At 35.9% G+C, this 14,487-nt stretch carries 13 protein-coding genes; 4 read left to right on the plus strand and 9 right to left on the minus strand.

The window, feature by feature from the left end; translation table 11 throughout:
• Positions 1–260: 260 nt before the first annotated feature.
• From O9307_RS13145 to O9307_RS13185, 9 genes are all read right to left on the minus strand, one after another.
• A complete protein-coding gene (locus tag O9307_RS13145; RefSeq protein WP_298300080.1) occupies positions 261–1,724 on the minus strand; it encodes a Gfo/Idh/MocA family oxidoreductase in 1,464 nt (487 codons plus the stop codon).
• A 15-nt stretch (positions 1,725–1,739) separates the two neighbouring features.
• Positions 1,740–2,105, minus strand: coding sequence for a c-type cytochrome (locus O9307_RS13150; RefSeq protein WP_298300081.1), 366 nt, complete (start codon positions 2,103–2,105; stop codon positions 1,740–1,742).
• A gap of 38 nt (positions 2,106–2,143) precedes the next feature.
• Complete coding sequence (locus O9307_RS13155) at positions 2,144–3,196, minus strand: sugar phosphate isomerase/epimerase (protein ID WP_298300083.1); 1,053 nt, start codon at positions 3,194–3,196, stop codon at positions 2,144–2,146.
• A 10-nt stretch (positions 3,197–3,206) separates the two neighbouring features.
• Entirely contained in the window at positions 3,207–4,361 is a 1,155-nt protein-coding gene (locus O9307_RS13160; protein ID WP_298300085.1) for a Gfo/Idh/MocA family oxidoreductase, read from the minus strand.
• Between the two features lie 16 nt (positions 4,362–4,377).
• Positions 4,378–6,081 carry a GMC family oxidoreductase gene (locus O9307_RS13165; protein WP_298300087.1) on the minus strand — a complete coding sequence of 568 codons (1,704 nt, stop codon included), beginning with the start codon at positions 6,079–6,081 and terminating at the stop codon, positions 4,378–4,380.
• Positions 6,082–6,129: 48 nt separating this feature from the next.
• A complete protein-coding gene (locus O9307_RS13170; RefSeq protein WP_298300088.1) occupies positions 6,130–6,693 on the minus strand; it encodes a gluconate 2-dehydrogenase subunit 3 family protein in 564 nt (187 codons plus the stop codon).
• A gap of 346 nt (positions 6,694–7,039) precedes the next feature.
• Positions 7,040–7,432, minus strand: coding sequence for a glyoxalase (locus O9307_RS13175; protein ID WP_298300090.1), 393 nt, complete (start codon positions 7,430–7,432; stop codon positions 7,040–7,042).
• 158 nt (positions 7,433–7,590) lie between these two features.
• Positions 7,591–8,883, minus strand: a complete 1,293-nt coding sequence (locus O9307_RS13180) for a mechanosensitive ion channel domain-containing protein (RefSeq protein WP_298300092.1) — start codon at positions 8,881–8,883, stop codon at positions 7,591–7,593.
• The gene (locus tag O9307_RS13185) at positions 8,876–9,160 is read right to left on the minus strand and encodes a DUF3817 domain-containing protein (protein ID WP_298300094.1); all 285 of its coding nucleotides are present in this window, start codon (positions 9,158–9,160) and stop codon (positions 8,876–8,878) included. The genes O9307_RS13180 and O9307_RS13185 overlap by 8 nt, the downstream gene beginning before the upstream one ends.
• 105 nt (positions 9,161–9,265) lie before the next feature.
• Here O9307_RS13185 and O9307_RS13190 point away from each other — a divergent pair, with 105 nt between their 5' ends.
• The 4 genes from O9307_RS13190 to O9307_RS13205 all read left to right on the plus strand — a co-directional run bounded on the left by O9307_RS13190 (position 9,266) and on the right by O9307_RS13205 (position 14,291).
• Positions 9,266–9,802 carry a DUF6155 family protein gene (locus O9307_RS13190; protein WP_298300096.1) on the plus strand — a complete coding sequence of 179 codons (537 nt, stop codon included), beginning with the start codon at positions 9,266–9,268 and terminating at the stop codon, positions 9,800–9,802.
• Positions 9,803–9,906: 104 nt separating this feature from the next.
• Positions 9,907–11,445: a DEAD/DEAH box helicase gene (locus O9307_RS13195; protein WP_298300098.1), complete on the plus strand. Its 1,539-nt coding sequence runs from the start codon at positions 9,907–9,909 to the stop codon at positions 11,443–11,445.
• A 125-nt stretch (positions 11,446–11,570) separates the two neighbouring features.
• Complete coding sequence (locus O9307_RS13200) at positions 11,571–12,905, plus strand: DEAD/DEAH box helicase (protein WP_298300100.1); 1,335 nt, start codon at positions 11,571–11,573, stop codon at positions 12,903–12,905.
• A gap of 111 nt (positions 12,906–13,016) precedes the next feature.
• On the plus strand, positions 13,017–14,291 hold the full coding sequence (locus O9307_RS13205) for an NAD(P)/FAD-dependent oxidoreductase (protein ID WP_298300102.1): 1,275 nt from the start codon (positions 13,017–13,019) through the stop codon (positions 14,289–14,291).
• The last annotated feature ends 196 nt before the right edge of the window (positions 14,292–14,487 follow it).

Below are 14,487 nucleotides of genomic sequence, written 5' to 3' on the forward strand. Positions count from 1 at the left end.
CTGCCATCCTACCGTCTGGACACAAATATTTTTATGTTAAAATGGCACGCAGATTAGGCAGATTATCACTGATTTTTGGTTGTATTTTAAAATATTATTTATAAAACTTATGTTTTTTCTACACATTTTTTTAAAAGACAACAAACTTATTGGTTTAAACCCGTTCAATCTGTGTCATCTGTGGCCTATCAAAAGATGTGTCCAGACGGTAGGCTGCCATCGGGGCTAGGGAGCCACAATTTGAATTCTTGGTTACCAACCTAAAAACTCAAATTCTTCCAACCTTCTCTATAATTTCGTTTTACAAATTGGTTCACCTCGTCAACATTGGTTACTTTCTTGGCGGTATTGTCCCAAAGCAGTTTCACCGAACGTCCTGGATACACCTCTTCTCCCAATACTTCTTTGTATAAATCATAACCTCGAACAGCTAGATTCGCCATCAATAAAGCTTCAGTCAACGGACCTGCAATTTCGAACGGTGAACTCAATTCTTTTTTGCCATAACCCGCAATGCAACCTTCAATCCATTGTTTTTGGTGTCCGCTGGCACCGTCTTTTACACGAGGGTATTTCTCGGCGATTTTTAGGTTTTCATTGCGACTCAAAGGCAATAATCTCGGATTTTCGCTGTAGGTATCACAAATCATTTTTCCTTTGGTTCCAATGAATAAAGTTCCGTTTCCACCATCACCAAAGATTTCATTAGCGCCCAATTCCTCAGGGCGTTCTGGCTGAATTCCTCCATCCATCCAATGGACTTTGATATCACCTTTGGTTTTGTCGGTTTTAGGAAATGTCAATGTCACATGACTCGAAGGCGGACAACTATCAGGAAAATAGCCTCTTTTGAATTCATCCACATACACAGAACCTACGCTACATTGTACATCTTTCGCGTATTTCAAATTCAATACAGAAAATGGCGCTTCTAGCAAATGGCATCCCATATCACCCAAGGCACCTGTCCCATAATCCCACCAACCACGCCAGTTGAACGGCACTAGTTTGTCAACATAATTTTTGTGAGGCGCTGTTCCCAGCCACAAATCCCAATCCAATTCTTTTGGAATTTCGGCTTTTGCAGTAGACCACGGAATCCCTTGAGGCCAAACGGGTCTGTCGGTCCAAGCGTAAACGGTATGTACATCGCCAATTAAATCGGCTTCAAACCATTCTTTTAGCAATCGCGTACCATCATTCGAAGAGCCTTGATTTCCCATTTGAGTCACCACTTTATAGCGGCTTGCAGCCTGAGTCATCATGTGCGCTTCATAAATGTCGTGTGCCATTGGCTTTTGCACATACACGTGTTTGCCCAATTGCATTGCTGCAAACGCTTGAATCGCGTGATTATGATCGGGGGTTGAAACCGAAACGGCATCAAAATTTTTATGTTCTTTATCGAGCATTTCACGCCAATCTTTGTAGAATTTTGCTTTTGGCAAGGCCTTTGCACTGTTAGACGCTCTTCTCGTATCCACATCACATAAATAAGCCACGTTAGCTAAGCCGCTTTTTTCAAACGAAGCAATATCGGATTGGCCTTTTCCGCCTACACCAATACTAGCTATAAGTAGTCGATCACTTGGGGCGACAAAACCTCTTCCCATCACATGGCGTGGGATAATCATAAAGGCTGCCGTAGCTAATGCGCCTTTTTTTAGAAAATCCCTGCGAATATTGGATTCGGGTTCTTTTTTTGGGGTAAAATCTTGATCCATAGTTTAAGTTTCAATTTACTTGTTCAATGATAAAATATACTTCGCAATTTTTTTGGCATCGTCTTTCTTTAACGCACCGTGAGCAGCCATCGGGACCGATCCCCAAACACCTGAACCTCCTTTGATAATTTTATCTGAGATATAATTAATATTTTTATCGCTTAATGGGTATTTTTTGGCAATATCTAAATAAGAAGGCCCAATTACTTTTTTGTCGATTTTATGACAAGTAGCACAATCTTGTTTTGCTATTAATTTTTCTCCTTCAGAAGGCTGCACCACAGTAGTTGGAAAAGAATGCGAAGTGGGTATGGTTTCATAATCTGAAAAGGCACTTAAGCCCCCTATAGTAATAATGGCAAAAAAAAGTTTAATTTTCATAGTAGTTTTTTGTTATTCTTATATTTCAATTCAAATTTTTATAATCCTAAATTTTTTCTGTTTAATGCTGTGTTGGTGCTAACTGCTGCGAAATCATCAAAAGCTTTGTCTGTGACTTTTATGATATGATTTTTTATAAATTCGGCACCTTCTCTTGCACCATCTTCTTGATTTTTCAAACAACATTCCCATTCCATTACGGCCCAACCTTTGTAATTGTACTGCGCCAATTTACTGAAAATGGTTTTAAAATCAATTTGGCCATCACCAGGAGAACGATAACGTCCCGCACGATTGAGCCAACTTTGATAACCACCAAAAGTGCCTTGCTTTCCTGTGGGATTGAATTCGGCATCTTTTACGTGAAACGCTTTAATGCGCTCATGATAAAAATCGATATATTGAAGGTAATCCAATTGTTGCAATACAAAATGCGATGGATCGTATAATAAACAAGCCCGTTGATGATTATTAACGGCTTTCAAAAACATCTCGTAGGTTTCTCCATCAAATAAATCTTCCCCTGGGTGAATTTCGTAGCACACATCGACACCATTTTCGTCAAAGGAATTTAATATGGGTAACCAGCGTTTGGCCAGTTCTTTGAACCCTTCCTCAATTAATCCCGGAGGGCGTTGTGGCCAAGGATGAAAATATTGCCATAATAAAGAGCCGCTAAACGTAGCATGAGCTTCTAAACCTAAATTTTGAGAGGCTTTGGCTGCATAATGCATTTGCTGAACCGCCCATTCTTGTCTTGCTTTGGGATTAGCGCGTAAATGTGCAGGGGCGAAACCGTCAAAAAAATCATCATAAGCAGGATGAACAGCAACCAATTGTCCTTGCAAATGGGTAGAGAGTTCGGATATTTTTAGGCCATAGGACGCTACTTTTCCTGTAAGTTCTTCAGCGTAGGTTTTGCTTTCTGCGGCTTTTTCTAAATCGATAAAGCGAGCATCCAACGTTGGAATTTGAATTCCTTTGAATCCCAAATCAGCCGCCCATTGACAAATGCCATCTAACGAATTAAAAGGAGCTTCATCTGAGACAAATTGAGCTAAAAAAACGGCTGGGCCTTGCATTGTGGTCATTTCTTTTAATTTAAATTTTAAATTCAGTCCATTTTTGAGTTGAACGCCCAGAGGTAATTACATTTTCAATAAATGCCATACCGCGGACACCATCTGAAACTGTTGGGAAATCAAGCATTTCAGCAGTTGGTTCCTTACCTTCTAATTGGGCTTGAAGCGTTAAGGCAAAGTTTTTATACAAATTGGCAAAGGCTTCTAAGTACCCTTCTGGATGCCCACTTGGAATTCTGGTATTAAATGCAGCTACTGATGATACATACCCATTTCCTGTTCGGTATATTTGTGCTGGAGCATCTAGCCATTTTACGATTAAGGTATTCGGTTCCATTTGGTGCCATTCAAGGCCTCCTTTTTCGCCATAAATTTTAATCTTTAGGCCGTTTTCCTCTCCAGCGGCAATTTGACTAGCAACTAATACTCCGTTGGCACCATTGTCAAATTTGAGCAATACATTTCCATCATCATCCAATCGTCTATTGGGCACTACGGTAGTAATATCAGCGCAAAGTTGGGTGATTTTTAATCCTGAGATGTATTCGGATAAATGAGCGGCGTGGGTTCCAATATCGCCCATACAGCCGCTAATTCCACTTTTAGAAGGATCAGTTCGCCAAGCTGCTTGTTTGTTGCCTTCTTTTTCAAATTGTGTACTCAACCAACCTTGAGGATATTCTACCATAATTTTGCGAATATTTCCCAACAAATTGTCGGCAATCATACTTTTGGCTTGTTTTACCATAGGATAGCCAGCATAGGTGTGTGTAAGGCACAGTCGAAGTCCTGTTTCCTTTACTTTTTGTTCTAGCTTTTTGGCTTCTTCAAGGGTTAGCGTCATTGGTTTGTCTAAAACAACATGAAAACCGTGTTCTAAAGCCATCATAGCTGGTGCAAAATGCGCGTGATTGGGCGTTACAATCGATACAAAATCCATTCTTTCGTCTGGAGGTAATTGCGCTTCGGTGGTAATCATCTCTTCGTAAGAACCATAACATTTGTGTTCTGGTAAAAACAACGCTTGACCCGATTCCTTTGATAGTGCAGGATTGGAACTAAAAGCACCACAATGCAATTCAATTAAACCATCAATGTTGGCAGCAATGCGGTGTACAGCTCCAATAAAAGCATTTTTCCCACCGCCAATCATTCCCATTTTTAATTTTCTCATGCTTGACAATTGGTCTCTATATGTTTTTCTTTTTCAATTCTTTTACGGCATAATCACAAGCTCTTGCGGTCAAAGCCATGAAGGTCAATGATGGATTTTGGCAAGCTACAGAAGGCATACAAGAACCATCAGTTACAAAAACATTGCTTACTTCGTGCATCTGATTCCATTTGTTCAAAACAGATTCTTTTGGGTCATTCCCCATGCGAGCAGTTCCCATTTCGTGTATCGCCATTCCTGGGAAACAACCGTTATCATAGGTTTTGATGTTTTTCATTCCTGCGGCTTCTAGCATTTCTGCTGCATCATACATCATGTCTTCACGCATTTTTGCTTCATTTTCTTTGTATTCGCAATCGATGGCCAAAACGGGTTGTCCCCATTTGTCTTTTTTAGAATGATCGATATATACTTTGTTTTCATAATAAGGCAACATTTCTCCAAAACCTCCTAGACCCATAGTCCATGAATCAGCTGGCCTTGACAACGTTTCTTTAAAATCACCTCCAAAAGCCAATTCAGCCACTTCTTTGTGCCAATTGCCTCTACTAGCACCGCCTTGGTATCCAAAACCTCTTAAATAATCGCGTTTATCGCCATTAAAGTTTTGGTATCTTGGAATGTAAATTCCATTGGCGCGTCGACCGTAAGTGTATTTGTCTTCAAAACCTTCGGCAGTTCCTTCGGCGCCACATCTAAAATGATGATCCATTAGGTTATGACCTAATTGTCCGCTACCATTACCTAAACCGTTTGGATGTGCCTCAGAAGTAGAGTTTAATAAAATGAAAGTAGATCCTAATGTTGAACCATTCACAAACACAATTTTAGCATAAAACTCCATGGTTTTATTGGTTTCAGCATCAATAACCATGACACCTTTGGCTTTTTTAGTGTCTTTGTCATAAATAATATGATTGACAATCGAGTAGGGGCGAACGGTTAGTTTTTTCGTTGCCATTGCTGCCGGCAAAGTCGCAGATTGGGTACTGAAATAAGCCCCAAAAGGACAACCTCTACTACATAAATTTCGGTATTGACAACTGCCTCTACCATTTAGAGGTACGGTCAAATTGGCTGTACGACCAATGGTTAGAATTCTAGATTTATTATAATGTTTTTCGATACGTTCTTTCACCGATTTTTCAACACAATTCAAATCCATAGGAGGTAAAAATTGTCCGTCGGGTAACAAAGGCCAACCTTCATTTTGACCACTAATACCAGCAAATTTTTCTACATAATCATACCAAGGCGCAATATCCTTATAGCGAATCGGCCAATCATTGCCATGACCATCTCTAGCATTGTCTTCAAAATTGTGGTCACTCAAACGGTAACTCTGGCGTCCCCACATCAAGGATTTTCCTCCTACATGAAAACCTCTATACCAATCAAAACGTTTGTCTTCTGTATAAGGACATTCTAAATCATTAACCCACCAACTTTCAGTCGCTTGATTGTACGGATAATCACGGGTTTGCACCGGATGTGTGCGTTTTTGTTCCTCGGTCATTTTGCCTGCATACGGAATTTCCCAAGGGGCTTTCATAGCCGAATCGTAGTCTTTGATGTGTTCAATGTTTTTACCACGTTCGAGCATCAGCACTTTGAGTCCTTTTTCGGTTAATTCTTTGGCTGCCCAACCACCACTTATTCCTGAACCTATAACGATGGCGTCATAAGTATTTTGCTTTTTTAAATCGGTATTGATATTCACGAGTTGCTTTTTTTTGAATTAATACTATAGTAACAGATTGCTAATTATCTATGAAGTGGCCCATGCTTTTTGCCCAGGAGTATAGGGAGCACTTCCATCATATTTTCCTGGGATTGGTAAGTACTCACGAGCTTGAGTACAACCAATTTCGGAAGAGAAATAGCATAAAATGGTCAAATCTCTAGCAATTAAAAAGAAGGAAGGTTCTTTGTTGCTATCAATAGCTTCTTGCTTCAAATCATTCATCAATTGGATTTTTTCTTCAGTTGACAAAGCCAAGAATTCTTTGTTGAATTTCGACCTTGATTTAGATAACATCGCTTCATATCCGTTTTTGAAAACCATTTGTAATTTTGGAGGATAGCAATCTTTTATTATCAAGGGAATTAAGGCTCCAACACCAGCAGCTTTAGCACCTGGAGAACTTGAAGTAGTGGGCAGAATTATATCCGCAAATTCAGCTAAAATTTCTTCTTCGGATATCGAATACAAATAGGGACTCTTTCCTGGTTCGTATAGTGTAAAACTTTCAAACAAAACGCCCATTGTTGTAGCAGAAATAGCGCCACCCATTAAATAGGCTACTTTCTTTAGTGCTTCTCTTCGATCCATTTTAATAAAATTTATAAGAATTAGGTTTATAGTATAAAAAATACAATTATCAATGTATTACAATAATAAGTAAAAAAATGACAGATTCGTTTTTTTAATTATAATAAAAAAGCATTAATAAATTATTAGCAATGATTTTTTTAATTTTATCTCAAATAATGAAATAATAGATTAAAGATTGAATATTGAATACGATTTATTAATTTTTTTAAGGATACTTTTTAAAACAGCAATAAAAAAAAAGGGATAAAAAAGATATAATTATAATATTTATCTTGTTAAAATTTTAATTAAATGCAAAAAAACATGTCTCATTGCGTTAAAATGACATTAAAGACATTTAGGATTACTTATCAAATAATTGGATTTGACTTTTAAGCCTTTCAATAAGCATATTCATCATTCTTTTGTTTAGATTAGATGAATTTTGAATATAAATTTGATATTCTTCCAATGAAAAAAGAGCAATAATCATTCCTTTCAAAGCATTCCTAAGTTTGATATCTTTTTGAATTGCATTCTCGATCAAAAGCAGCTTCTTTTCTATAGAAAGTGTATAAAAATCTCTTTTATTTTTATTGATGTAATTTTCTAATGAAGCTATAAATAAATCGTTTTGAAGTTTTAGAATTGGACGAAGTACCTGATTTTGAAAAATTTCTTCACTCGAAGATTGAGCATTTATGGTTCCTATAGTTTCTCCTCTTAATTCTTTTAGTAGCAGTTCTCGTTGTGTCATCGTTTTTTCTTTAAAGTTAATCAAAAACTAGTTTGCTATGTATTTTATCTAGAAATAAACAAAAAAATATTTATGGTAAAGAATAGCTAAAGTACTGCTATTGCATCTTATGAAAGACTGAAATGAATATAATAAACTATACAAAAAAAGGACACTAACTAAAGTGTCCCTTTTGATTTTTTAACAGGCAATTCATAATCTAAAAAATTAGTTTCTGAAGGCATTTCATAAACTTCTAAATGAAAATAGGGCACAGAAGCAATGACGTGATCAAAAATATCTGCCATGATGTATTCGTAATTTTCAAATCGCTTGTCTGTCGAAAAAGCATAAACTTCTAACGGTACTCCTTGAGGTGTGAGTTGCAACTGACGACAAAGCATAATCATGTTTTTGTTCAAACCCGGATGCTGGTGCAAATATTGATTGATATATTTTCTAAACAAGCCTAAATTGGTCATGTTTCGGCCGTTGATAGCTAAAGTTTTATCAACCCCATTGGCTCCATTATACCGATCAATTTCGGCTTTTCGCGATTCAATATAAGGTCGTACAAGCTCAATTTTTTGTAATTCATCTAATTCCTTATCCTCAAGAAAACGGATGGTACTAGCTTTGATTAAGATATGTCTTTTGATTCGTCTTCCGTCAGATTTAAGCATACCGCGCCAGTTATGAAAGGAGTCAGAACTCAAACTATAGGTAGGAATTGTGGTCGTGGTATTGTCAAAATTTCTAACTTTTACAGTAGCCAAATTGATTTCAATTACATCGCCATCAGCACCGTAACGATCCATTGTAATCCAGTCACCTATGCGCACCATATCATTGATCGCTACTTGAACGCTGGCCACAAAACCTAAAATAGTATCTCTAAATATCAAAATGATAATGGCGGATACCGCTCCAAGAATGGTGAGCATTTCTTTTTGACTAATACCAAATAACTTTGATATAATAACCGAAATTCCAAACATCCAAAGCACAATCATAATTACCTGTGTAAAGCTATCAACAGGTTTATCGCTGTATCTTGGAATCTGCTTTAGATAATCTTGTGTTGTATTCAAAAGTGTTCGAATGATCCAAAGCACCAACAACACAATATACACTCCGACCAGTTTTCCGAAAATATCTTCCCAATAATCGTAACGTTTCAAAATTATTGGAACCGATTTATAAATTAAAGTAAACGGAATTAATTGTGCGATGTAAATCACCGTTTTGTTCGAGATAATCAAATCGTCGAATTTGGTTTTTGTTTTTAGCGCAATAATGGCCATGGCTGTAACAAACAAAAAACGAAAAAACATATAAATAGCATAGGTTAGAACAATCAAAATAATGATATTCAACACCAAGCTCAAATAAGAAGCAAACGAATAACCCAATCCCCATTTTCTAAAAATAGGGTAGAGGAAGTTAAAGAGTTGTTCTAAGATTTTATTCATTTCCTAAGTATTTCTTTTCTATATAAAAAGTCCCAAACGGAAGTAATGAACCTAAAATAATAATTGCAAAAGTAGGGAAGGACCATTTTTGCGCTTTCTTTAATAAAATCGCCAGCAATACATAACCTATAAACAAAACACCATGACTCATTCCTATTGGATACAAAAGTGTTTTGTATAATTCCATGTTAGTGGGTTTGATAAACAACATATTAGCTAATAAAACTAAAAAAGAACATCCTTCTAAAATGGCAGTAATTTTGAATAATTTAAGCATTTTTTTAATTTAAATAATTTTAATAAGGTCAAAATTAAGGATTCTTATTCATTTTAGCGTTTGTAAAGTCAAAGTATTTACTTTTACAATTCCTAACGATTGAAAATGAGTAAACGCGAATTAAAAAAATATGTAGCCCAATTAACCAAAGAACAATTGGAAGAACAAGTTCTCGAATTGTATGAAAAATTCAGTCCTGTAAAAGTCTATTATAATTTTGTTTTTAATCCAAAAGAAGAAACTCTTTTACAAGAAGCTAAACTCAAAGTCAGCCATGAATATTTTCCAATTAGAAATCCTGGAAGAAAAAGCAAACCCAGAGCCAAAATGAGACGTTCGGTGGCTCAAAAGTTTATCAAGCATTTTATTCTGTTGGGAGTGGATCCTTTTATTGTGGTCGATTTGATGCTGTATGCCATTGAAATCGCTCAAACCTACGCCGATGAAAATCCGATTAAAAGCGAAACTTTCTACAAAAGCATGTTCAATTCCTTTGAACAAGCTACCACTTTTTGTGTTTCGAATGGAATTTTTACTGATTTTAAAGCAAGAATTGTAAAAATTGCCGAAGAAACAAACCAGCAGAAATGGCAAAATCGTTTTGAATTTGAAACCGTTATCGATAAATTTTCAATTTCATAAAGCTGCTTAAATAAAATTATTTAATCGAAACTATAATTTTTATTTTAATAGTAGTGCATTAACTCTTTTTTAGGTGTATTTTTGCAAAAATCCAAGAAAATACAATGTTAGAAGACACTTTAGAAATTCAAGTTGAAAATAAAAAAGAACTTTATGCCTACCAAAAAGGAGATATCGACGCTATTTTTGAACGAATAGATAATGCCCCAAACAATCATCATTTATTATATCAATTGCCTACGGGCGGTGGAAAAACCGTAGTTTTCTCAGAAATAGTTCGTAGATATCTGTCTCAACATGACAAAAAAGTAGTCGTGCTTACTCATAGAATTGAGTTATGCAAACAAACATCCAAAATGCTTAAAGGATTTGATGTAAAAAACAAAATCATAAATAGCAAAGTCAAAGAATTGCCAGACCAAAACGACTTTTCTTGTTTTGTGGCCATGGTTGAAACGTTAAAAAATCGTATTAATGACGAAAAACTACATTTAGATAATATTGGCTTAGTTATTATTGACGAAGCACATTACAATTCTTTCCGAAAATTGTTAAGTTCCTTCAAGAATGCTTTTATTCTTGGGGTGACAGCTACGCCTTTAAGTTCCAACATTAAGCTACCTATGCATCAAAGTTATGATGAATTAATTGTGGGTGACACTATTGGTTCTTTGATTGAAAAAGGATTCCTAGCACGCGCGGTGACGTATAGCTATGACGTAGGATTAACTTCTCTTAAAGTCGGAATCAACGGAGATTACACTGTAAAATCTTCCGATGATTTATACACCAACACAGTCATGCAAGAAAAATTATTGCATGCCTACACCGAAAAATCGATAGGTAAGAAAACCTTAATTTTTAATAACGGAATCAACACTTCTTTATATGTTTACGAAACGTTCCGAGAAGCAGGTTATCCTATCCGACATTTAGATAATACAAGCAATAACGAGGAACGTAAAGAAATTTTACATTGGTTCAAGCATACGCCAGATGCTATTTTGACTTCTGTTGGAATTTTAACCACAGGATTTGATGAGCCAACAGTCGAAACCATTATCCTTAATAGAGCCACCAAATCGCTGACATTGTATTTCCAAATGATTGGCCGTGGTTCAAGAAAATTGCCTGGAAAAGACGAATTTACAGTGATCGATTTAGGTAACAATGCCGCACGTTTTGGACTCTGGAGTGAGCCTGTAAACTGGCAACATATCTTCAAATCTCCTGAATTTTACTTAGAAAATTTAAGAGATGATCAGGAAATTGAGTTGCACTTTAAATATCAAATGCCACCGGAATTAAGAGCAAAATTCAGTAAAACCGAAGTCGTAACTTTTGATGTTGATGAAGAACACAAACTAGCCATCAAACAAAACTTACGTTCTAAAGTAGTTCTTGATAAATCTCTAGACCAACACGCCTCAATGTGTGTAGACAATGCCGAATTACCTCAAGAGGCCAAAGCGTTAGCCAGAGAATTAGAACAAGATATTGAATGCCGAATCAAGCGTTATTCAAAATGCTTAAGCCAATGTAGCAAAAACTACCGCGAATGGCTTGTTGATGATTACAAACAAAAATTAACCTTATTAATAGGAAAAAAATATAGAGAAAAAGTCCTAAGTGAATTAGATTAATTTTTAGGAGCTTTTTCCGGCTGTACACTGTATCTTTTCTTTTTTTAAAGGAAAAAAAGAAAAGGATGCCGTTCCCATCCGGGCTATTTCAGGTAACAAACAAGAATTTCAAAAAAACAGAAAATATGTCAAAACAATTCTCAGATTTAGGGCTTTCAGCACCCCTTGTTAAAGCGATTACCGAAATGGGAATTGTAACACCTACTGAAATTCAGACGGAAATTATTCCATTAGCATTAGCTAACAATACAGATTTAGTAGGAATTGCCAAGACAGGAACGGGTAAAACAGCCGCTTTTGGCTTACCTATTTTAGATAAAATAGACCCCAATAACGAATCCATTCAGGCCGTTATTTTGGTACCCACTAGAGAATTAGGCAATCAGATTTTTGATAATTTAGTACAATTCGCCAAGTACCAACCTGCTATTTCGATTGCTGTAACTTGCGGAGGAGTACCTATCAAACCTCAAGTAGAGCGTTTGTCTCAACCTACGCATATTGTTATTGCAACACCTGGTCGTTTGATCGATTTAATCGAACGCAAAGCTGTTAATCTAAAAGCAACTCCTTTGTTAGTTCTCGACGAAGCTGATGAAATGGTTTCTATTTTGAAGGATAGTTTAGATACGATTGTCACTGAGTTACCTAAAAAACATCAAACCTATCTTTTTACAGCCACACTGCCTGGAACCATAAAACAACTGATTCAGAATTACTTGAACAAAAACGTTGTACAAGTAAGCGCTAGTATGGAAATCATGGGTAATCAAGGTATTGACCATAAGTACATTGTGGTAGATCCTATAGAAAAACTAGATGTTTTGATGCATTTCTTGAATACCAAAGAAGGAGAGCGCGGTATTATTTTTTGCAAAACTAAAGCAGCAGTCAATAAATTAGCTAAAAATTTAGCAATCAACAAGTTTTCCTCCGGTGCCTTACATGGCAGTTTGTCACAAGGAATTAGAGATAGAATTATGGACCAATTCCGTCAAGGGCATATCAATATTTTGATTGCAACCGATTTGGCTGCTCGTGGAATTGATGTTGCCGCCATTTCTTATGTCGTAAATTATCATTTGCCAGATACGTATGAAGCTTATGTACATCGTAGTGGTAGAACGGCTAGAGCAGGAGCTAATGGACTTTCATTAACCGTTTTACAAACTGAAGAAGAAGCAGAAATTGCTGATTTTGAACGAGAATTAGGTCTTCAATTTTCCAAATATCAAAAACCATCAACAGCTAGTATTGAAGAGAATAACGCGCTTTTGTGGGCAAAACAAATCTTCAAAACCAAACCTAATCACGAGTTAGAAGCTGAATTCAAAACCAAAATCAAAACTATTTTTCATCATCTCACCAAAGAAGAATTGATCGAAAAATTAATCGCCAATTATTGGATACAAAACAAAGCAGAACCTACAGAAAAACCTGTTAAAAAATTCAAAAACTAAATTTTCTGCTGATTTATTGTTGTATTTTTATTGAGTACAAATAAAAGAAATAGCACATAGAAAGCGGCAAAAGTTTATCTATGGCGAGTTTAACTTCTAAATCAGCAAAAGATGCATATTGTAATTATTGGTGGAGGTTTCGCAGGCATTAATTTGGCCAAAGCATTGACTAACGAAAAAGGAATTACAGTCACATTAGTAGACAAAAATAATTATAATTTTTTTCCACCATTAATTTATCAAGTAGCAACAGCCTTTTTAGAACCTTCAAGTATTAGTTATCCATTCCGAAAGTTTTTTGCAGGAAAAAAGAATTTACAATTTCGATTGGGTGAATTTTTAAAAGTCATTCCAACAGAAAATAAAGTAATCCTCAACAATGGTGAATTGAGTTACGATCAATTGGTTTTTGCCACAGGAGCAGAGACCAGTTATTTTGGTATGGAAAATGTAAAGAAAAATGCCATTCCCATGAAAACACTCAATGATGCTATAAATATGCGAAATACCTTGTTAAAAAATCTAGAAAAAGCAGCGATTTGTAAGGACATACGAAAACGCAGAAAATTATTAACTATCGTAGTTGCTGGAGGTGGTCCTACAGGAGTTGAAGTCTCTGGAATGTTTGCTGAAATGCGAAAAAGTATTTTGATTAAAGAGTATCCAGAATTAGAAACATCTGCCAGTAATATTTATTTGGTCGATGGTGGTGAGGCTTTATTGTCACCAATGAGTGTTGCATCTCAGCAAGATACACTAGAAGCGGTGACCAAACTTGGTGTAGTGGTAAAATTGAATACTCGCCTCGTAGACTACAAAGACGATACAGTATATTTTGCTGATGGAAACACGATTCAAACCAAAAACTTAATTTGGGCAGCCGGAGTTACTGCTAGAGAATTTGAAGGCATTCCTGCAGAAAGTTATGGTCGCGGCAAAAGAATGCTTACTGATACGTATAATAAAGTGAATGGTACGACTAATATTTTTGCCATTGGTGATACTTGTTTACAATTATCGGATGAAAATTTTCCGCAAGGACACCCACAAGTAGCGCAGGTTGCTATTCAACAAGGAATAACTTTAGCACAAAATTTCAAGAATTTACTTCAAGTAAAACCACTTAAACCATTTATTTATAAAGACAAAGGTTCTATGGCAATTATTGGAAAGAACAAAGCTGTCGTGGATTTACCAAAACCAAATCTTCATTTTAAAGGATTTATTGCTTGGATGATTTGGTTGTTTGTGCATTTGATATCATTAATCACATACCGAAACCGTATCAATACTTTTTATCATTGGATGATTTCTTATTTTTCCAAAGATCAATCGTTGCGTATGATTATTTGTCCAGACAAAAAAAGTAAAGAAGAAATTGTTTAGTTTATTGTTGATGGTTTATTGTTGATGGTTTATTGTTGATGGTTTATTGTTGATGGTTTATTGTTGATGGTTTGTTGTTGATGGTTTGTTGTTGATGGTTTGTTGTTGATGGTTTGTTGTTGATGGTTTGTTGTTGATGGTTTGTTGTTGATGGTTTGTTGTTGATGGTTTGTTGTTGATGGTTTGTTGTTGATGG

Source organism: Flavobacterium sp. (assembly GCF_027531905.1).
In the GTDB taxonomy this organism is placed as follows: Bacteria; Bacteroidota; Bacteroidia; order Flavobacteriales; family Flavobacteriaceae; genus Flavobacterium.

Bases quoted from the DNA above. Each gene is read 5' to 3' on its own strand.
- O9307_RS13145 (WP_298300080.1), bottom strand. From the start codon at position 1,724: ATGGATCAAGATTTTACCCCAAAAAAAGAACCCGAATCCAATATTCGC.
- O9307_RS13150 (WP_298300081.1), bottom strand. From the start codon at position 2,105: ATGAAAATTAAACTTTTTTTTGCCATTATTACTATAGGGGGCTTAAGT.
- O9307_RS13155 (WP_298300083.1), bottom strand. From the start codon at position 3,196: ATGACCACAATGCAAGGCCCAGCCGTTTTTTTAGCTCAATTTGTCTCA.
- O9307_RS13160 (WP_298300085.1), bottom strand. From the start codon at position 4,361: ATGAGAAAATTAAAAATGGGAATGATTGGCGGTGGGAAAAATGCTTTT.
- O9307_RS13170 (WP_298300088.1), bottom strand. From the start codon at position 6,693: ATGGATCGAAGAGAAGCACTAAAGAAAGTAGCCTATTTAATGGGTGGC.
- O9307_RS13175 (WP_298300090.1), bottom strand. From the start codon at position 7,432: ATGACACAACGAGAACTGCTACTAAAAGAATTAAGAGGAGAAACTATA.
- O9307_RS13180 (WP_298300092.1), bottom strand. From the start codon at position 8,883: ATGAATAAAATCTTAGAACAACTCTTTAACTTCCTCTACCCTATTTTT.
- O9307_RS13185 (WP_298300094.1), bottom strand. From the start codon at position 9,160: ATGCTTAAATTATTCAAAATTACTGCCATTTTAGAAGGATGTTCTTTT.
- O9307_RS13190 (WP_298300096.1), top strand. From the start codon at position 9,266: ATGAGTAAACGCGAATTAAAAAAATATGTAGCCCAATTAACCAAAGAA.
- O9307_RS13195 (WP_298300098.1), top strand. From the start codon at position 9,907: ATGTTAGAAGACACTTTAGAAATTCAAGTTGAAAATAAAAAAGAACTT.
- O9307_RS13200 (WP_298300100.1), top strand. From the start codon at position 11,571: ATGTCAAAACAATTCTCAGATTTAGGGCTTTCAGCACCCCTTGTTAAA.
- O9307_RS13205 (WP_298300102.1), top strand. From the start codon at position 13,017: ATGCATATTGTAATTATTGGTGGAGGTTTCGCAGGCATTAATTTGGCC.